Source organism: Prevotella sp. ICM33 (assembly GCF_000517825.1).
GTDB lineage: Bacteria > Bacteroidota > Bacteroidia > Bacteroidales > Bacteroidaceae > Prevotella > Prevotella melaninogenica.
Window position 1 is genome coordinate 1 of the sequence record NZ_JACD01000046.1, and the last position, 20,607, is coordinate 20,607.

11 protein-coding genes and 1 rRNA gene are annotated in these 20,607 nt (G+C 42.6%); 4 read left to right on the top strand and 8 right to left on the bottom strand.

The annotated features are described in order from the left end of the window. Positions 1-51: 51 nt before the first annotated feature. From HMPREF1505_RS05190 to HMPREF1505_RS05205, 4 genes are all read right to left on the bottom strand, one after another. A 16S ribosomal RNA gene (locus HMPREF1505_RS05190) occupies positions 52-1,582 on the bottom strand. Positions 1,583-2,120: 538 nt separating this feature from the next. After that, positions 2,121-4,991: a cation-translocating P-type ATPase gene (locus HMPREF1505_RS05195; RefSeq protein WP_036923513.1), complete on the bottom strand. Its 2,871-nt coding sequence runs from the start codon at positions 4,989-4,991 to the stop codon at positions 2,121-2,123. Positions 4,992-5,428: 437 nt separating this feature from the next. Next, positions 5,429-5,962 (bottom strand): HXXEE domain-containing protein, encoded by a 534-nt coding sequence (locus tag HMPREF1505_RS05200; RefSeq protein ID WP_036923514.1) that lies wholly within the window; start codon positions 5,960-5,962, stop codon positions 5,429-5,431. Positions 5,963-5,987: 25 nt separating this feature from the next. After that, the gene (locus HMPREF1505_RS05205) at positions 5,988-6,539 is read right to left on the bottom strand and encodes a GNAT family N-acetyltransferase (protein ID WP_036923516.1); all 552 of its coding nucleotides are present in this window, start codon (positions 6,537-6,539) and stop codon (positions 5,988-5,990) included. Positions 6,540-6,880: 341 nt separating this feature from the next. Here HMPREF1505_RS05205 and HMPREF1505_RS05210 point away from each other — a divergent pair, with 341 nt between their 5' ends. Together HMPREF1505_RS05210 and HMPREF1505_RS05215 are read left to right on the top strand one after the other, a co-directional pair. After that, complete coding sequence (locus tag HMPREF1505_RS05210) at positions 6,881-8,419, top strand: DUF438 domain-containing protein (protein WP_036923518.1); 1,539 nt, start codon at positions 6,881-6,883, stop codon at positions 8,417-8,419. A 393-nt stretch (positions 8,420-8,812) separates the two neighbouring features. Next, positions 8,813-9,415, top strand: a complete 603-nt coding sequence (locus HMPREF1505_RS05215; RefSeq protein ID WP_036923520.1) for a DUF4738 domain-containing protein — start codon at positions 8,813-8,815, stop codon at positions 9,413-9,415. A gap of 136 nt (positions 9,416-9,551) precedes the next feature. Here HMPREF1505_RS05215 and aroB read toward each other — a convergent pair whose 3' ends face one another. Then, positions 9,552-10,598: a 3-dehydroquinate synthase gene (gene aroB, locus HMPREF1505_RS05220; RefSeq protein WP_036923522.1), complete on the bottom strand. Its 1,047-nt coding sequence runs from the start codon at positions 10,596-10,598 to the stop codon at positions 9,552-9,554. A gap of 333 nt (positions 10,599-10,931) precedes the next feature. Between aroB and HMPREF1505_RS05225 the strand changes: the two genes are divergently transcribed. Together HMPREF1505_RS05225 and HMPREF1505_RS05230 are read left to right on the top strand one after the other, a co-directional pair. Then, positions 10,932-13,907: a TonB-dependent receptor domain-containing protein gene (locus HMPREF1505_RS05225; RefSeq protein WP_036923524.1), complete on the top strand. Its 2,976-nt coding sequence runs from the start codon at positions 10,932-10,934 to the stop codon at positions 13,905-13,907. Positions 13,908-14,205: 298 nt separating this feature from the next. Then, on the top strand, positions 14,206-15,621 hold the full coding sequence (locus tag HMPREF1505_RS05230; RefSeq protein WP_036923525.1) for a lipoprotein: 1,416 nt from the start codon (positions 14,206-14,208) through the stop codon (positions 15,619-15,621). Positions 15,622-16,585: 964 nt separating this feature from the next. Here the strand turns inward: HMPREF1505_RS05230 and HMPREF1505_RS05235 are convergent. From HMPREF1505_RS05235 to HMPREF1505_RS05245, 3 genes are read right to left on the bottom strand one after another with little or no spacing between them, the layout of a single operon-like run. Further along, the gene (locus HMPREF1505_RS05235; RefSeq protein WP_036923527.1) at positions 16,586-17,893 is read right to left on the bottom strand and encodes a BACON domain-containing protein; all 1,308 of its coding nucleotides are present in this window, start codon (positions 17,891-17,893) and stop codon (positions 16,586-16,588) included. Between the two features lie 7 nt (positions 17,894-17,900). Further along, the gene (locus HMPREF1505_RS05240; RefSeq protein ID WP_036923529.1) at positions 17,901-19,649 is read right to left on the bottom strand and encodes a DUF4302 domain-containing protein; all 1,749 of its coding nucleotides are present in this window, start codon (positions 19,647-19,649) and stop codon (positions 17,901-17,903) included. Between the two features lie 14 nt (positions 19,650-19,663). Continuing rightward, complete coding sequence (locus tag HMPREF1505_RS05245; protein ID WP_036923530.1) at positions 19,664-20,590, bottom strand: putative zinc-binding metallopeptidase; 927 nt, start codon at positions 20,588-20,590, stop codon at positions 19,664-19,666. Positions 20,591-20,607: the final 17 nt, after the last annotated feature.

Sequence of the window (20,607 nt, forward strand, 5' to 3'; positions counted from 1 at the left end):
TGTATACTTAAATACTTATCAAATAAATCAACTAATAAGCATCCTCTCCAGAAAGGAGGTGTTCCAGCCGCACCTTCCGGTACGGCTACCTTGTTACGACTTAGCCCCAATCACCAGTTTTGCCCTAGGCCGATCCTTGCGGTCACGGACTTCAGGCACCCCCGGCTTTCATGGCTTGACGGGCGGTGTGTACAAGGCCCGGGAACGTATTCACCGCGCCATGGCTGATGCGCGATTACTAGCGAATCCAGCTTCGTGGGGTCGGGTTGCAGACCCCAGTCCGAACTGGGACCGGCTTTCAAGATTTGATGCAATTTGCATTACACCNTCCCTCTGTACCGGCCATTGTAACACGTGTGTAGCCCCGGACGTAAGGGCCGTGCTGATTTGACGTCATCCCCACCTTCCTCACACCTTACGGTGGCAGTGTCTCCAGAGTGCCCAGCNTNACCTGATGGCAACTGAAGAGAGGGGTTGCGCTCGTTATGGCACTTAAGCCGACACCTCACGGCACGAGCTGACGACAACCATGCAGCACCTTCACAGAGNCCCCGAAGGGCGTCATTATCTCTAAATCCTTCCTCTGCAATTCAAGCCCGGGTAAGGTTCCTCGCGTATCATCGAATTAAACCACATGTTCCTCCGCTTGTGCGGGCCCCCGTCAATTCCTTTGAGTTTCACCGTTGCCGGCGTACTCCCCAGGTGGGATGCTTAATGCTTTCGCTTAGCCGCTGATACCAGGTACCAACAGCGGGCATCCATCGTTTACTGTGCGGACTACCAGGGTATCTAATCCTGTTTGATACCCGCACCTTCGAGCTTAAGCGTCAGTTGCGCTCCCGTCAGCTGCCTTCGCAATCGGAGTTCTTCGTCATATCTAAGCATTTCACCGCTACACGACGAATTCCGCCAACGTTGTGCGTACTCAAGNAAACCAGTATGCGCTGCAATTCAGACGTTGAGCGTCTACATTTCACAACACACTTAATCTCCAGCCTACGCTCCCTTTAAACCCAATAAATCCGGATAACGCCTGGACCTTCCGTATTACCGCGGCTGCTGGCACGGAATTAGCCGGTCCTTATTCGTATGGTACCTGCAAATAGGGACACGTCCCTAACTTTATCCCCATACAAAAGCAGTTTACAACCCATAGGGCCGTCATCCTGCACGCTACTTGGCTGGTTCAGACTTCCGTCCATTGACCAATATTCCTCACTGCTGCCTCCCGTAGGAGTTTGGACCGTGTCTCAGTTCCAATGTGGGGGACCTTCCTCTCAGAACCCCTACTGATCGTCGCCTTGGTGGGCCGTTACCCCGCCAACAAGCTAATCAGACGCATCCCCATCCATTACCGATAAATCTTTACTTCAAATCTGATGCCNTCATCGAAGACTATGCGGTATTAGTCTGCCTTTCGGCAGGTTATCCCACAGTAATGGGAAGGTTGGATACGCGTTACTCACCCGTGCGCCGGTCGACGTCCAAAGAGTGCAAGCACTCAATGCCGTTTCCCCTCGACTTGCATGTGTTAAGCCTGTAGCTAGCGTTCATCCTGAGCCAGGATCAAACTCTCCATTGTAAAATATGTTTTGGTGATAAGTGATGGGTGATAANTGATAATGAATACCANCTTAACCCAAACNCTNCACCGAGTAATCTCTGTTTCAGAACGCTTATCCTAAAAGTATCAAGTAAAAAGCACCTTTTCTNTTGTTCCNTAATTNTTTTGAGNCNGTGNCTCAAAAGCANGGACAATGAATTGATNGGTTCGTTNCTTTTACCCANCCATTTGATATAAAANCAAACAGACGCTTCTTGTACTACTTCTCTGTTTATGTAAATCTTTTCAAAGAACTCTTTCTTTACTGCTTTAAGTAACTTGCCAAGTGGCTTGTTTTGTAAAGCGAATGCAAAGTTATAAACTTTCCGTATAACCTCCAAATGTTTTTGGGGAAAATTTTATCAAAAAAGTGTTTTTTCTTCGTTAGAGAGGGAATAAACCTCATTACACCTTATTATATATATCAATCCACGATAAAACTTTCTGTAATCACAGCACCATCGGCAATTCCACCAAAATGTTCAATCACACACAAAAGGGGGCATCCCCCATTCAGTTATTCTTTAGACGATTTTATCAAATGCCAAGCCTCTCTAACCCATAAGACTAAAGAGGAACCAATCAAGATGATAGCCCAATCTTCAAAAAATAGACCACCCTTAACGATATTAAAGAACTTCTGCAGAATAGGAAGTTCCACCATCGCAATCTGTCCAATGAAGATAATTGAGATAATAAAGAGCAATCCACGACACCCCTTAAAATGAAGCGCACTACGTCCAGTTTCAAAAGCACGCGCATTGAACAGATAGAAGAAATGCGTCATCACAAAGATAGTAAAAATCAAAGTCAGCTCATATGGGCTAAGTCCATTAACCTCACCAAGCTGCAAATGAAGAATATCTCTCAATGCAGTAATATCAGCATGTTCGAAGATATAAAGCAATACCAACAGCAACACAAAGAAGAAACCACCCACACCAATGATATTCCAGCCCATAGAACGATTGATAATAAAGGCATTCCTATCACGTGGACTATCCTTCATCACCTTCTCTGACGGAGGTAAAGAAGCCAACGCCATTGCAGCAAAGGTATCCATAATAAGATTTACCCACAGCATCTGCGTTACCGTCAGCGGAGACTCCGTACCCATAAACGCACCAGCAAGTACGAGGAAACAAGCCGCAACATTGACAGTTAGCTGAAAGAGTAAGAAACGTTGTATATTGTGATAAAGCGAACGTCCCCACATCACAGCCTTACCAATACTACTAAAAGAATTATCGATAATCGTAATATCCGAAGCCTCCTTAGCAACAGAAGTACCATCACCCATAGAAAGTCCCACATGAGCCGCTTGTAGCGCAGGTGCATCGTTGGTTCCATCTCCCGTAACAGCTACCACCTCATTACAACGCTGCAATGATTCCACAAGACGTTTCTTATCTAACGGACGAGCACGAGAGATAATCTTCAGATCCTTCACCCGCTTATCCAATTCATCATCAGAAAGTGCAGCAAAGTCAGGACCACTTATAATATTCTTATCCGTATCATTACTTGTCCACAAGCCAATTTGTCTACCTATCTCCTTTGCCGTCCTTGAGGTATCACCTGTAACAATCTTCACATCAATACCCGCCTTCATACATTCACGAACAGCATTAGGCACATCACTTCTCACAGGGTCGCTAATTGCGACAATACCCTGAAAAGTTAGATTATCAGCAACAACCCGTCCATCCTTAAAGACCTCTGTCTTACCATCTACAATCTGATAGGCAAAGCCCAAAGTTCGCATAGCCTGCTCCTGATAGCCTTCCAACTGATGCTCAATCTCCTCTTTCGGCACATAGCAATCAGTTTGTTTGCAAAGACCATAGACAATCTCTGGCGCACCCTTCACATAGAGAATCTGCTTATCCTCCATCAAAGCAGAGTTGACAAGCACTGCCATATACTTCCGTTCCGTAGTAAAAGGAAGTTCATCAATAACCTGCACAGCCTCTCTCAGTTCCTGATAAGAAACCTGATTATCCTTCAACCAAAGTAGTAATGCTCCTTCAGTAGGATTGCCCAGAACCTTAGGATTACTTGCATCCGTATAATCTATTGAGGCAGTAGAATTGACAGCTATCCCCTCTTTCAACAAACAAGAAGCAAGACCATCATCTAATGTCTGATTAGCTAAAGCATAGAATTGAGTTTGATAAATACGCATCTGATTCTGCGTCAGCGTACCCGTCTTATCCGTACAGATAACTGTTGTAGCCCCCATTGTCTCACACGCATGCATCTTACGTACAAGATTATTGGTCTTCATCATTCGGCGCATACTATAAGCCAAGCTCAACGTCACAGCCATAGGAAGGCCTTCTGGTACCGCAACAACAATCAATGTAACGGCAATCATCATTGTATTCAGTGCATGAGCAAATAATCCTGCCATACTCTTATCGGGCATGAGGCAATCGTGGAAAACAATCACACACGCCATCAGAATACAGAAATACGCTATAGTGCTAATTGTTTTCGAATACCATTTCCAACCATCAAACTTCGTGATAACAAGCCAAAAAAATACGATTGTAGGAACGGTTAAGGTCCAAACAATAGCACTCCAATGGAAAAACACCATTAATCTACCTACAATGATAAGTCCTGCAAAGACGTAACTTAGTTTAGTAATAAGCACACTCAGTCCATCAAGTTGCTCACTAAGAGGTGTTTTAACGCTATCATCAATTTGTGCAGCCTCAAACACCTTACCATTTTCTGTCTTATCGCCTACAGCCTCAACCTGAAAGATACCATGCCCCTCCATTACCTTCGTACCACGTAACACCTGGTTCGTAGCGTATGAAGCATCCTTTTCAAACTCCTCTTCTTTTACCGATTTATAGGCAGGTACGCTCTCTCCATTCAGTGTAGACTCATCAACATGCAATGAGATTGCCTCCAACAACCTACCGTCAGCAGGAATCTCGGCACCCGTATTGATAATAACAATATCGCCAACTACAATATCTTTTTTAGCAACAGTCGTTGTATTTCCATTTCTGATGACCTCCACCTCCTCTTCATCGTTCACTTGATTGAGGATAGCAAACTCTTTATCCGCTTTTAATTCAAAGAAGAAAGCAATCGTCGTAGCCAAGAAGATAGCGAGAAATATACCGACTGGTTCGAAGAAAACAGCTGCGCCATCTTCAACATGAAGGCCCCAATACTCCCAACAAGAGATAGCAATAGAGAGAAAACCCGCAATAAGCAGAATAATAATCAGTGGGTCTTCAAACTTTTCCAAGAACTGTTTCCATAGTGGTTCCTTCTCTCGGGGTGTTAGCACATTAGCCCCATATTGCTCACGATTCTTCAACACCTCTGTGTCAGTCAATCCTTCATAATGTTTCTTTTGCTTCATAATAATCTTAGCAAGTTTATTTAGATGGACTTAATCCTATCCTACAATTAATAAGCAGATAGCAGTTCCTTTCACTAATTCCTAATCCTTTCATAACTTTATAAACTTTGATATATCTGTTTGCAAAGTTACAAATAATCTGATTATAATCCACATTTCTGTAACATTACAAGTCATATTCTCAACTATTTTTAATGAATTACAGAAGAATATCAGGGCAAAACAATGTTTTCGTTATCATATTCTTTTCCAACAATTCTGGTATAATTATTATCCCTATACATAATGCTTTTGCAAAACTTAATCATAATGCTATGAATATTACATAGAAATTATGGCAAAGATAATAAATTTATGAGGAAGAATACAAATGATTTCTTGTTCTTACATTCCACGCTTCTTTGTTTATCTTATAATATTCTTCCATCATTTATTTCTTATTTATTACCTTCTTCCCAACGTTGAAACCTATCCATAAAGAAGAATGCAGAAAACACGCTTAGTATGGTAAGAACAATACCAATAACTGCCCATAAAACCATTTGCGAGAAGGATAGAACTGTTACTTTTGAGAATTCAACAAAAGAATAGATGCAGTAAGGTAATGTTAGGAGGCTTGTAATGATAACTGGCACATACTTTCGATATACAATCCACTGTACGATATGCATTAACAAGTGAACGGAATATCCTGTCAATGCAGCAAACCACAATTGATATTGACCTGTCCAAACCGAGCAAAACGAAACAACAGAAACAAGTATGAACTCGTGAGCAGTTCCAACGGCAAAGGTGGAAGTGGAATAATCGAAAGCTCCATGTCGAGTAAAGAACGACTCGATTTTAGGAAATCGTTTTCTCAATTCTCCCCTATTCCTGTCAATCCAACGCCTAAACATAATAATTTCCTCGTATTCGTGAATCATAAATACGACAAGGAAAAGCATAATTATTAAGTTTATTTTTGTCATAACCTCTTTTGTAATTTATTTCAAACTACCGATGCAGTTTCTTCCAATCGTCTAAAGTGATTTTAGTAAAATGTTCTGTGCGAACCTCATTTAACATTGGAACAGGTTTATTGCCTTCTGTATGACTGTAAACGAATCCGCATTTCTCTTGTACTCGTTTTGATTTCTCGTTGCCATCGTAGTACCCACACCAAACTGTAGTTTTCCCTAAGTCCTCAAACGCATACCGAAGCAATTCGTTTACGGCTTCAGGTATCAAGCCTTGTCCCCAATAGGGTTCACCAATCCAATAACCTATCTCACACTCGTTGTCTGCCATATCTGCGCTTTTGACTTCACTTCTTACAGCCATTATTCCAACGCAACCGATAGCTTCACCTGTTTCTTTCAACACAACCGCATAGGTTTCAGGAGCAGAGAATGCTACCTTTATAATCTCACGACTGTTCTCTACACTTGTATGCGGTAGCCAACCAGCAATCAGACCAACGTTTGGATTCCGAGCATATTTGTATAATGCTTCAGCATCGCTTTCTTTCCACGCTCTCAATAGCAGGCGTTTTGTTTGTAGTCCCATACTTTTTTCTTATACGTTATCTGTTGTAATGTCTAAAGAGGTCAAACTTTCTATTTCTTGTGACGATAGATAAAGTCCGAGCTTTCGGTTTTTTCTCTCATGCACAAGAAGGTCATAAATTATCCCTAAAATAATTTATCCAACGAAACTATGGCAAAGATAATAAATTATGGGAAAGTAAAGAAATAATAGAAGGTAAAACATTAATCATTCAAACCATTACATAAATCCAAATAACAAATTATCATTATTTAACTAAATAAGGTAACATATGTTATCTTTGTATTTCCCAACAACTCAGTATCTTTGCATTAGAAATAATAAAAATCAGTAACAAAGTTATGGCAAATAAGATGAAAGACTTTCTCCCAGCAATTGAGATGGAGAAAATGCAGGCAATGCTTGAGCTTGAAGAAAAGTATGAAACAGGACAGCTCTCATTAGAAGAGGCACGCGAAGTGATGAAGACGAAGATAGGAAAGATTCGCCCTTATCACCTTGCCTTCATCGAACAGAACATGAAGTCGCGTGAGGACGACGAGTGTATCCGTGCAGACATGCGCAAGATTATTGAGCTCGTTGAAGGTTTCATGGACTACAGCCGCCCTGATGTACCAGAGGATCACCCACTCTCACATTATTATAAAGAGAATGACGAGATGCGAAGACTGCTCCTTGCGGTCGAGGATCTTGTACAATATCCTGTCATTAAAAACCAGTGGTTAGAACTCTACGACCAGATTCGTCAGTATCCTATCCACTATCACCGTAAGCAGAATCAGCTCTATCCACTTTTGGAGAAGAAAGGATTTGACCGCCCAACGACAACAATGTGGAACTTTGACGACATCGTTCGTGATGAGATTAAGGATTCACTCCGACTCTTAGAGGCTGGCGAAGATGAAGCTTTCATCGCTAAACAAAATGAGCTTATCGCCTATGCACGCGACTTGATGGAAAAGGAGGAGACTATCCTCTACCCTACTTCATACGCTCTTATCTCGGCAGAGGAGTTTGAGGATATGAAGTCGGGCGACCAAGAGATTGGTTTTGCCTTCTTCAAAGTAGACTCTCCATCAACACCCAACACTCAACACTCAACACCTCAAAAGGGCTTTGCAGAAGACCTGCAGGCATTGCTCAGCAAGTATGGCTACTCTGCAGGTCCACAGCAGGAGTTGGATGTGGCAACAGGTAAGCTGACCTTAGAGCAGATAAACCTTATTTATAAGCATCTGCCAGTAGACATCTCTTTCGTAGACGAGAACGAGTTGGTGAAGTTCTATTCAGATACCGACCATCGTATCTTCCCAAGATCGAAGAATGTTATCGGACGACAGGTGTCTAACTGTCACCCACGTAAGAGTGTACACATCGTTGAGGAAATCGTAGAGAAATTCCGTAGTGGCGAACAAGATAAAGCTGAATTCTGGATTAACAAGCCAGAAGTATTTATCTACATCGTTTACTTTGCTGTGCGCGATGCAGAAGGCCGCTTCCGTGGTGTACTCGAGATGATGCAGGATTGCACACATATCCGTGAGTTGACAGGTTCACAGACCTTGCTGACATGGGCTGGAAAAGAAGAGGAAAGTGCTGCGAACACTACTCCTTCTGACAATGAAGACGACGAAGCGTCTGCTGCACAATCAGACACTCCTATTGAGATAACACCAGACACACGTCTGAAAGACCTCTTTACAGCTTATCCAAATCTGAAGAAAGAACTCGCTTCTCGCTATCCATCTTTCAAAATGCTAAACACACCATTGGGTAAGTTGATTCTCAAAAAAGCTACTGTCCGCACCGCTTCTGAGCGTTCAGGACTGGGCGAAGAGAAGTTTATCAATTTACTAAAGGAGTGCATCAAAGACGCCTAAGGAAGTCTTTTCACTCATTGTGTAACAGGTTGTTTCTCAATAGAATCTCTTTAGGATGCACATTTCGTGCATCCTTTTTTTATGTCCAGCATTTTCATCCTTACTCATTAGCATCGATAAGCTACGTGTTAACGCCTAACACCAACGGTGCGGAGCGTCCGCACCATTGGTGCGCAGGGTCAACACCATTTTAATAGTGACTTTATGCTGAGCATACTAATGAGAGAATCATGTTTGATTAGCGATTTCAGGAAATAGAGAATCTTCCTATTTATATCCTATCCGTATCCTTATAATCTGGTATCGTTACCCCACTTGAAAAGCTATCTTTTACACTTCATTCTTGCAGGGTTCAAAGAAAATACGTACTTTTGCGTACAAGAATTACGCATTATGACAAGAAAGATATTTCAATTATTAAGCTTGGGCTTGATACTTTTTGGTATCACAGCCTGCAAGCAAGAAAAGAAATCAAACGATATTATCACCAAGATAGCACCTAAACCAAAGGTACCAAGCGGTCCACAGCCAATGACCGACTTCAAATATGAGAAGAAGATAGAATGGATGGGTAGTACCTATACGATTCGTATCCACCGCTTTGCAGACAAGTCATTGTCAATTGTCAGCGATGAAGACGGACGTAAATACTACGATAACAAGTTCCATGTACAGATTCTCCGTCATGATGGTTCATCTTTCTATGAGCGTACACTTACGAAAGATGATTTCAGAGAATACACTGATAACCAATATGGTAAGGATGGTGCACTGATTGGTTTCATGTTCGACCGTGCAGAGGGTAACAAACTCTACTTTGGTGCAAGTGTGGGTTCACCTGATCCAAAGAGCGATGAGTATGTTCCATTGGATGTAACCATCGATAATATGAGCCGCATGCGAATCAGTAAGGCTACACAACTTGATACACCAAGCGACCAGCCACAACAACAACCAAAGAGTGAGTTGGAGAAAGCTGAGGAAGAGGGGGTGTAAAAAACCTCCCCCGACCCCTCCAAAGGAGGGGAGTGCTAATAGGATAAGATTGGTGATTAGGCTTAAGCCTTATTAGTCTTATTAGCCTTATTAGTCTTATTAGCCTTATTAGCCTTATTAGCCCAATACCCTTTACTTACCCCTCACGCACAAAGTCAAGGGCTTCCTTAACTTCATCCTCACTGACAGACTGGTTGATACGGACATCACCAATACCACCTAAGAGCGTAACATTGATTTCATTACCACGATTCTTTTTATCATGATGCATGAACTCAATGAGTTTAGGATAATCATTACATGTAATAGGTAATGTGCCATAATACTCACGAATGAAGTTGACCGTCTGACGCATACGTTCCGTTGGGAAGCCAGTCTTCACAACAGACAGATAAAGCTCAGCTATCAAACCGAAAGCCACTGCATAACCATGAAGAATTGGACTCTTTTCTAATGACCATGACTCAAACGCATGACCAAAGGTATGTCCGAGATTTAATGCCTTTCTAATACCCTTTTCATGTGGATCTTCCTGAACAATACACTCCTTTACACGCACACTCTTACCAAGCATTTCGCTCAACTGCTGTAAGTCTAACTGAGCAAGATTGAAGTTTATCAGCTCTGCCCACATGGCTTCATCAGCTATCAAACCATGTTTCAACATCTCAGCATAACCGCTACGGATGTTTGCCGTATCGAGTGTTTTAAGCCATTCGGTATTTAGGAGAACGACATCAGCCTCACTAAACACGCCAATCTCATTCTTCAATCCTCCGAAGTTCACACCCGTCTTACCGCCCACACTGGCATCTACCATCGCAAGCAACGTGGTTGGAATATTAATAAAGTTAATTCCACGCTTGAAAGTTGAAGCAGCAAAACCACCAAGATCGGTCACCATACCACCACCAAGGTTTATCAACAGTGAGTGGCGTGTGGCTCCTCCCTGCTGCAATGCTTCCCATACAGAAGCCAATGTGTCAAGCGTCTTACTGCTATCAGTCGTACCAATCGTTATTACTTGTACCTGCTTCAGACAGAAATAGTCCTTGATAAGTTCCCAACACATCTCACGTGTCGTTTCATCAACGAGTACAAAGATCTTATCCTTCTCACATTCTGAGATGGCTGTTGCCAATTCACTCTTGAACTGTTTTGATATAATAATATTCTGTCTCATAAGCTTTCTCCTTTAATATTCAATACAAAAATACGCCTTTTCTTTTTACTCAAACATAGAATTACATACTTATTTCACACACTTTAATACTCAAACCAATGTTTTTGCGCACATCACTTACTCCGTGTGCAGTGTTTGCAAGTTGTTTACTATCAAATGCCTTCAACACCACAAAAGAACCAATAGCATTCTTCCTTAGACTTTAAACAACTCTTATATATAAGCATCTTGAAATCTTTTTTCAATAAAATATTAACCTGCATTAAACCTTATCACATTCTTGTCGTCATATATATCGTTCAACGACAAGATTTAGAAATTAACAATAAACTTATGGTAAAAAGACTGTTGACATTTGTTCTTCTGCTGACTGGCTCTATATCGATGCTGGCACAGAACCGAACAATTACGGGATCACTCTACGATGGAGAGTTAAAAGAGAAGGTACCATTTGCTGTTGTTCAGCTGTTGAAGCAGGACAGTAGCTATGTTGTTGGTGCCACTTCAGACGAGGCAGGAAGCTTTAAGATTACGGCTCCGAGTAATGGACGATTCATTTTAAAAGCGTCTTATGTAGGTTACAAGACTATTTTTCAGAACATTACCATTGCCAATGAGCAAGACGTATCAGTGGGTCAGTTAGACTTCCAAGTAGACTCACGCACTTTGAAAGAGGTGAAAGTTGTGGCAAGTGCACCGAAAGTTGTCGTAAAGGCCGACACTTTCCAGTACAATGCTTCGGCTTATCGTGTACCAGAAGGTTCGACGATTGAGGCTCTTGTAAAGAGATTACCTGGTGCGGAAGTGTCGAGTGATGGAACCATTAAGATTAATGGTAAGGAAGTTAAGAAGATTCTTGTTGATGGAAAGGAGTTCATGGTGGGCGATACCAAGACCGCGATGAAGAATCTCCCTACATCTATCGTACAAACTATTAAGGCTTACGACCAAAAGAGTGACTTGAGTCGTGTGACGGGTATCGATGATGGTAACGAGTCAACTGTTCTCGACTTTGGTATAAAGTCGGGGATGAACAAGGGTTTATTCTCTAATATTGACCTCGGTATCGGTACGCATAACCGCTATTCAGAGAAGGCGATGGGCGCTTATTTCAACAATAAGTTCCGTATGATGGGCTTTGCATCAGCCAATAATGTCAACGACATGGGCTTCGGTGGTGGTCCACGTGGCGGTTTCGGTGGCGTAAGACAGGGATTGAATGCGACCAAGATGGTGGGTCTGAACATGAATTATGACAATGGAAACACCCTGCAGTGGGATGGTAGTGTGCGTTGGAATCACTCTAATGGCGATTTGAACACACGTGTATCAAGTGAGAACTTCGTAGCAAGTCAGGGCTCATTTGCCAACCGTCTTTCACAAGAATACACCAGAACGAACTCTTGGGACGGCCGTTTCCGCTTGGAATGGCGACCTGACTCTGTATGGAATATTATGTTCCGACCAAACTTCAGACTCACTAAGAACGACGGACAGGTGGTTAGTTCTTCTGCTGCCTATAACGCTGACCCATACGAAACAGTGGATGATCCATTATCAGCAGCCTCTATCGCACAGCTGAAAGCATTGGGAACGATGGTGAATACACAGCGTAATATGACCATAAGCTATGGCAATACAACCGCTTTGGGTGCTATGCTGCAGGTGAATCGCAAGCTTTCAAGCAACGGAAGAAACGTTACTTTGCGCGTAGATGGTAACTATAGTGATTCGGATTCAAAGACCTTCTCAACGCAAGATATTCAGTATTTCCAGTTGCAAGATGCACTCGGAAACGACTCTACTTATCGTGCCTATCGTTACAACCTTATGCCAACAAAGAGTTGGGACTATGCTTTGCAGGCAACTTATAGCGAGCCAATAGCCCGCAAGACTTACCTGCAGTTCAGCTATCAGTTTAAGTATGGCTTCTCAAAGAGCGACCGTGACACCTATGATCTCTCTGCTATGCCATCAGGAACATTCGGTAGTCTGCAGCCTGCTTACCGTTCATGGGACAATTATCTCGGACTGCTGACCAACCCTATGGCAAGCTATCTCGATGATAACTTGAGTCGTTACTCTGAGTATCGCACCTACACACACGACATGCAGGTGATGATGCGAATGATTCGTGATAAGTGGAAGATGAACGTGGGTGTGATGTTCCAGCCACAACACTCTACTTACATGCAGGATTACCTCGGTGTACACGTTGACACAGCACGCACTGTATTCAACTGGAGTCCTACTTTCGACTTCCGTTATAAATTCAGCGAGCAGAGCAATCTGCGTATCAATTATAAGGGTACTATCACTCAACCTACGATGAGTCAGCTGTTAAGTATCGTCGACAACACTGACCCACAGAATATTTCAGTTGGTAACCCTGGTTTGAAGCCAGCCTTCACCAATAACTTCCGCTTGTTCTATAACACGTACAAGCAGAGTCATTCACAGGCGCTGATGACTTTCGCGAACTTCTCAACGACACGAAATGCGATTGGTAACAGTGTGACCTACGATGCGATTACAGGTGCACGTACGATACGACCAGTGAACGTAAATGGTAACTGGGATGCTGATGCAGGATTAATGTATAACACAAGTATCGACTCTGCTGGCGTATGGAATCTCCACACCTTTACGCGTGCTAACTTCAATCGTTACGTCAGCTATCTGCAGCTTAACAGAACAAGCAACTTAGAGAAGAATATAACGAAGTCATTGACCTTAGGAGAACGACTCGCTGCCAGCTATCGCACCTCTTGGTTAGAATTGGAGTTAGACGGTTCAGTAGATTATACGAACACGAAGAATAATCTTCAGAGTATGAGCAATCTACGTACATGGCAGTTTGCATATGGTGGTACGTTGAGTCTTAACCTCCCTTGGAACATGAGCATCTCGACCGACCTTCACCAGAACAGTCGTCGTGGATATAGCGATGCTTCATTGAACACCAATGAGCTACTTTGGAATGCGCAAATTTCACAGAGTATGTTGAAAGGTAATGCACTGACCTTCAGTTTGCAGTTCTATGACATCTTACGTCAGCAGAGCAACCTCTCACGTGTCATCAACTCTATGAGCCGTACAGATACTGAATACAATAGTATTAACAGCTATATCATGCTGCGTGCTACCTACCGTCTGAACCTCTTTGGTGGTAAGAACGCTATGCCTAAACCAAAGGATAGTCCAGACTTCGACCGCAATGGTCCTGGAATGGGTCCACGTGAAGGTGGAAAGAAAGGCTTTGGCGGTGGTCGTCCTGCAGGTGGTCCACCAATGGGTGGCGGATTCTAATAAAGCCTCACCCCCAGCCCCTCTCCGAATGGAGAGGGGAGTGATTACCGTGATATCCCTATAGAAGATATTAAAAGGTATTATACAAATCTATAATACCAATCCATCTTGTAGGCTATATCGGTGACTACTCCCCTCTCCATTCGGAGAGGGGTTGGGGGTGAGGCTTCTTCTTCCCTCTTGGAGAGGGGCTGGGGGTGAGGCTGCAACTCTTGCACAGTTCTCTAAAAATGCTTACCTTTGTCTGCAACCCTAAATCATTCAAAGAAGGGTAAACCCAAATAAATAAATACTGATAATGAAACCTATCAAGAACTTTATCGCAGCTGTGGGCTTGACGCTCGCACTCTCTGCTATCACCAACAACGCTCACGCACAGGGAAGTAATATGCAGGAGAAAGTGAAAAACTACTTTCTTCAAACGCTTAAAAAGAAGCAGAATGAAGAACAGAAAAGCAAGGATGCCTTTCAACGTAACAAGACTTATACTACGGATATACAGCAACTGATAAAGAACAAAGATATCGCTCAAAACCAAAAGATGGTATGGGATGCATGGTGTGAGGCGAATCACGAACTAAATGAACAGAAGCTCGCAAAGCCTGAAGACTTACAGAAGGGCTTGAAAGCATCGTGGAATTTACCTGAAACATTGGAAAAGAATGCCGTCATGCCTTACTACTATGGTGTAAAGGGAAGCGCAGCAGGCAAACTTCCGTTGTTCCTTTACCTGCATGGTTCTGGACCAAAGGAACAAGAATGGGCGACCGGACTTATCTTAGGAAACAGATTCCAAGATGGTCCTTCACTCTATTTCATTCCACAGATTCCTAACGAAGGCGACTACTATCGCTGGTGGCAAGTAGCAAAGCAGTTTGCTTGGGAGAAGCTTATCCGACAAGCACTTGTCGAGGGTAATGTTGATGCCAACCGCCTCTATGTCTTTGGTATATCTGAAGGTGGCTATGGTAGTCAGCGTCTTGCCTCTTTCTACGCTGACTATTGGGCTGCAGCTGGTCCAATGGCTGGTGGCGAACCCTTGAAAAATGCACCCATAGAAAACTGTGCTAACATTGGTTTCTCATTCCTCACAGGAGCGGATGACACTGGTTTCTACCGCAATATTCTAACTTACTATACGCAGATTGCCTTTGATTCTGCTCAGTTGGCACGCCCGCTTGATGCCGACAAACGTCCACTCTTTGTTCATCGCATCAACCTCTTGCCCGATATGCAGCATCATATTAAATACGACCTCACTACTCCATGGCTTAAGAATTTCGTTCGTAATCCCTATCCAAAGACGGTTCTTTGGGAAGATTATGAGATGGATGGTCGGCATCGTTCGGGCTTCTACAACCTACAAGTGTTAAGCTCTCCTACGCAGAATCGCACTTACTATGACATGAATATCCACAACAATGTAGTGAAGATTAATATCAAAGAGGTGGAATATACCGCTGTTGAGAGAGACAAGCATTGGGGTATTGAAATGAGATTTAACCGCAGCTACACAAATACAAAGGGCGGTAGACTACGTATTTATCTGAATAGCGAACTCATAGACATGAACAAGCCTGTGACAGTTATCGTCAACGGAAAAGAGCTCTATCGAAAGAATGTGAAGGCAAATCTCCAAGACATGATTAATAGCTGTACCGAGTATTTCGATCCTTACAGAGTTTATCCAGCTTCCATTGAGATTAATTATTAACTCAATGGGAGCTGGGGCAATCCCCCCTTTACTCTTCTTTTGTAATAAAATTTCACTACCTCCATTTCAAAAGATGCTCTTTTGGCTTCTAAAAGACGCCTAATTGGCTTCCAAGAGACGCCCTTTTGACCTCTTAAAGACGCCCTTTAAGAACCCAATTAAGCACCTTTTATCAACCAACTTTGTAACAGTCTGATTATAGGAAACTTACAAAGGCTGTAAAACACACGTTTTTCATACCGATTTTAAGCCTTGAAAGCGAAATCATTGTAAATAAATTTCAGACCCTTCTTTTGAGTATTCATAAATTTGGTGTAATGCGCTTTGACGTAATGTCACACGGAGAAAAGGAGAGGACAGAGAATTATAAAACAAAGTAATGGTAGTCACGGAGGCACCGTCGGTGCATAGAGCGACGGAGCATATTTGCCATTTCTATTAGTAATTTATACACAAAACGTTTATCCCAAAATAGTTATCAAGAATCTGTACGCTACGCCTCCGTCACTCTTTGTGCCGTCGGTACCTCCGTGACATTGCGTTTACCTCCGTCTTCTCCGTGACTCCGTGTGCCTATTATATAAGCCTTTTAATTTATCCTCCATACTTCGGAAGAGCCTCTTATTACCCTGTTACCATGTCTCTTATTACCCTGTACCATATCTTCCATTACTCTGTTACCATGTCTCTTATTACTCTGTCTCATGTCTCCCATTACCCTGTTACCATGTCTCTTATTACTCTGTCTCATGTCTCCCATTACTCTGTTACCATGTCTCTTATTACCCTGTCTCATGTCTCCCATTACCCTGTCTCCATCAAGGAATGCAAAACCACAAAAAAGAGTTGACAAGTTAATTATCCCAAGGAGCCATACCCCTCAAAACAATTAACTTGTCAACTCGTTTACTTGTGTACTCCGTCTACTTACAAGAGTCCACTTAAAACCTTCTCAAACCTTTCATTATCTCTTCTGCATGAACGCAGCAGGCTTAGCATTTGTGCTTAAAGGGTGGAAAAGCATCACAGGCTGAAGCAAGAACAGAGGACCATTAAGGTATAACTGGGTTCCTTGCTGGTTATACTTATAGATTGCGAAGACGTTTCCATTAAATGAATTAAGAGGGAAACCTAAAGGTCCTAAATACGTTAAGCTCTTTATGTAAGCGGCATTCTTACCACTATCCTCAAGAATACCAGCAACCATTTTATCCGCCTTAGAGTAAGACATTCTTGCTGTCATTGTCAACTGATTTGACGCATAATAGTTATAAATACCAGGAACAACCTTCTGGAATTTAGCAAAATCAGCATCACTCACCTGACCAGCATTATGTGCTTCAGTCTGCTGACGAATTAGCTTCATGAATGCACCATAATGATTGATGTCCCAAATAGCAGTTCTGTAGAAATAAGTGGTATCATTCACTCTCTTTGAAAGAACATACTCGCCACCCTTCAATGTCAATGACACGTTAGCAGGGTCAAAGGTAAGCGTCATCTTCATACCCGTGTCACTTGAATTAAAGGTCAACTCGGTATCAGATTTCTTCTCAAGTGTACCAACAATCTGCGTAACCAATGTGTTAATATCAGTTGTAGATGAGGTCATCTTAAGAAGGTCATAACCATAGAGACTATAGGTCTTACCTGCGAGATCGTCAATACCACCCTGCGTTACAGTGATAGTATCACGATTCTCTTGGTTCTTCAAAACGAGTGAGAAAGTACGAATCTCACCTGTTGTGTTAGCTCCGATATGTGCCACGAAAGCAGAGTCCTTATTCTCAATTGATGTCACACCAGAAGCATCGGCAGCATCAGCAAGCTCCATAGAAGGCTCAGCACCTAATGCAGTATAAGGTAGAGTGAGGGTTGTATCCTTATCACTCACAGCGTAATACTTAGCACCTTTGTACTTGAAAAGAGCACCAGCCTGCAAGATTGGCAGATTAGTAGAATCCTTACCATTCTTGATTGTCAACACAGCAGAACGACTATCAACACCCGGGTTATTGGTTACGCTAACAATAACAGAGTCATTCTGCAACTGAGCTGTTGCCCATGAATCACTGACTGATACTGATGAGCCAGCTGGTGCGGTAAACTTCACACCACCCTTCTGTGCTGCGGCATTGAAGAAGAGATTTGAGCTTACTATCTTCACAGTGTTCTCACGCAAGTAACTACTACCTGCATCGTTGTCGTCACTACAGGCAACGAAACCTGCAGTAACAGCAAGGAGAAGACAAATATTAAATATCTTTTTCATAAAACACTTACTTGTTTAGTTTTACTTGAGACGCTGTAGATGTTGTGAGGAATGAGTTCCAGTCTACATCGAAGCGTGCAACACGGTTTGGTAGATACTGTGGCATCAATACTGACTCAGTATTTTCTAACGACTCCTCTGTCAAGATAGAAGGCTTGGCAGGTGAAGCGGTAGCCTTCTTGGTCATTACTGGGTTAATCCAGTAATCCCACCAACCAGCAAGGTTTTGAGAGGTAAATGGTTCGCCAGTGTAAGCCCAGAGCATGATACGCTCAGTAGTCAAACCAGTATACTGTACCTGTCCATTAGAGATGCTGAACAATGGTCCACAGAGTGACGCACTGATATCGCCATTGTCTGCAACGGTGAAGGTAATGAGGTTATAAGCGCCCGTGCCTGTACCTGTACCACTCTTCTCATCAATATTAAAGGCATTACCGATGTAATAGGTTATGCTTTGACCCTGTAGGGTTATCACCTTCTGTCCACCCTGCATCAAGAACGCATTGGCAGAAGCCACGTAGGTCAATGGGAATACATAGTCTGAACCATAATCACTATGAACATTGAGGTAGAACTTGCGGTTCGCACCAGAGCCTGCATATCTCAATCGTGCTGTACGTGTATTCTCAAAGAAGCCTTTCTTTCCATCCTTTGATACATATGAGGTCATCGTGAGCTCATAAGTACCCATGAGTGCAGAAAGGTCGAACTGCATAATCTGAACCTGTGCCTCTTTTATACCATTTGAAATCTTAAGTTTTGCAGCACGTGCATTCGTTGCAATTGGGTTAGCATCGACCTTAATAGTGAGCTTATCGCCATCCTTAGAGAGGTGAACCCATGATGCATCACAAGTGATGTCGAGTTTGTTAAGATATGGAATGGTCTTAGTGATAGTCTTTTCACCATTAGAAGCGTTGATAGCACCTATCATATTCGCAATGAGGTTAACATCAACGTTTGAAGCAGTAGACTCTACGCCTGTTCCAGTGAACTTAGCAGTAGCCTTATCAAATGTTAAGTCGTACAACTGTACGCCATTCAACATAATAGGCTCATACAAACGGATTCCCTTATCAGTAAAGGCGTAAGCAGACTCAGCAACAAGATTATTACCATCATAGATAGCCAACTGACGATTGTTCTTATCGGTGACAACGAGTGTGTAAGGCTTTCCACCAATATTAAGAGCTACATCAGAGAAAACAAAGAGGTTGGTAAGTTCTGTTACCTTCTCTATATATTCTGAAGCTTCGCCAGAGAGTTTATTGAGATACATAGTATTCAACGAACGCTTGCCGTGAATCTTGATGCGGTCAGCACCAATACTATCAATAACAAACTCGAAGTCGCCTTCCTTACCGAGATACTCACCATTCTTTGGAGTAGCATAAATGTGGAGGAAAGTGTTGTACGTATCAAACGACAAAACGGGTCCGTCGTCTTCCTTCATCTTATACAATGACTTTACTTCGCCATCATCAGGATTGTTCTCGTAGCGTACAATCGCATTGTCACGGGTGAACTTGATAGTATAAGCCACGCCACCATAAGCCTGGTTTCTCTGTGGATAATAGTCTAAAGCCCAGCCATATTGCGATGCAACCAACGTTTCCTGTGCCTTCTGAAGGAATTCGTCCATACGCTCAGAGTAAGGCTTTCCAAAGACATTCTCTTCTTCTGTCTGGCATGACTGAAGGAAAAGAGCTGGCAAGGCAAGTAGGAGATATATAAATAATTTATTTGCTTTCATATAATGATCCTTTCTTAATAATTAAGATTTGTCAGATTATAACTGCCACTAACAACGTTGTTCTCACGCTCAATGACAGTATCACGCACCTTATCAAGGTCGACATTAAAGGTCTCTTTATAGTAACGTTTAGCAATCTCGAGCTTCTTCTCAATAGCTGTTACACCTGGCTGATCTTTTGCTTCTGCACCATTAGCATCCACAATGGTTGCTTTCTTGAGGATAGCGTTCCATTGTGCATCGGTAGAAATAATGTAAGTACTTACCACCTCAGCAAAATCCTCACGTTCTTCCTTCTGTGAGTAGGCTGTAACGAAACCACGCTTCTCATAGCCTGTTCCATACTTCTCAGAAAGCCACGAATCATTAACATAACCTGTTGGTGTTATCTTACCAAACTCACGTGGGTAGTCCTTAGTCTGGTTCACGATGTGAACAAACTCGTGGTGAATCGTCTTAAGATAATATTCATCCAAAGCGGTACGATTGTTCTTGACTTTATCAAGATGGTTAACACCCAAGAGACGAATCTTCTTTCCACCCTCAGCAGTACCGAGTTTTATACTACCATTGTTTCCATACTCGAACTCACCCAAGAAGCTGAAGAGCTTTGGGAAGAAGCGACGTGTGAAATCAATACCTGCTGCTTCGGTATAAGCCTCAACACAAGTGTACTTCACAATATGCGCTAACTCCACTGACTGAGCTGAATCGGCTGGTACATCATAGTAAGACATGTCTGACTCATTGTCCTCATAACGCCACTGTATTTGAATGTTATAAGGTACTACGAAGTTCTTGTACAGCCACTTGTCAAAGACTGTGTTTGCCGTCTTAGAAGGCTTGATAACGCTCTCGCTTGACAAATTATCGTCTGAACAAGCAGTGAAGCCTGCTGCCACTGCCGCCAATAGCGATAAAGCTAATATGTTTTTCTTCATTTCTTAATCCTTTAATT

What these genes read in the sequence shown, in the direction of transcription:
- HMPREF1505_RS05195 (WP_036923513.1), bottom strand. Translation starts at nt 4,991, where the DNA reads ATGAAGCAAAAGAAACATTATGAAGGATTGACTGACACAGAGGTGTTG.
- HMPREF1505_RS05200 (WP_036923514.1), bottom strand. Translation starts at nt 5,962, where the DNA reads ATGACAAAAATAAACTTAATAATTATGCTTTTCCTTGTCGTATTTATG.
- HMPREF1505_RS05205 (WP_036923516.1), bottom strand. Translation starts at nt 6,539, where the DNA reads ATGGGACTACAAACAAAACGCCTGCTATTGAGAGCGTGGAAAGAAAGC.
- HMPREF1505_RS05210 (WP_036923518.1), top strand. Translation starts at nt 6,881, where the DNA reads ATGGCAAATAAGATGAAAGACTTTCTCCCAGCAATTGAGATGGAGAAA.
- HMPREF1505_RS05215 (WP_036923520.1), top strand. Translation starts at nt 8,813, where the DNA reads ATGACAAGAAAGATATTTCAATTATTAAGCTTGGGCTTGATACTTTTT.
- aroB (WP_036923522.1), bottom strand. Translation starts at nt 10,598, where the DNA reads ATGAGACAGAATATTATTATATCAAAACAGTTCAAGAGTGAATTGGCA.
- HMPREF1505_RS05225 (WP_036923524.1), top strand. Translation starts at nt 10,932, where the DNA reads ATGGTAAAAAGACTGTTGACATTTGTTCTTCTGCTGACTGGCTCTATA.
- HMPREF1505_RS05230 (WP_036923525.1), top strand. Translation starts at nt 14,206, where the DNA reads ATGAAACCTATCAAGAACTTTATCGCAGCTGTGGGCTTGACGCTCGCA.
- HMPREF1505_RS05235 (WP_036923527.1), bottom strand. Translation starts at nt 17,893, where the DNA reads ATGAAAAAGATATTTAATATTTGTCTTCTCCTTGCTGTTACTGCAGGT.
- HMPREF1505_RS05240 (WP_036923529.1), bottom strand. Translation starts at nt 19,649, where the DNA reads ATGAAAGCAAATAAATTATTTATATATCTCCTACTTGCCTTGCCAGCT.
- HMPREF1505_RS05245 (WP_036923530.1), bottom strand. Translation starts at nt 20,590, where the DNA reads ATGAAGAAAAACATATTAGCTTTATCGCTATTGGCGGCAGTGGCAGCA.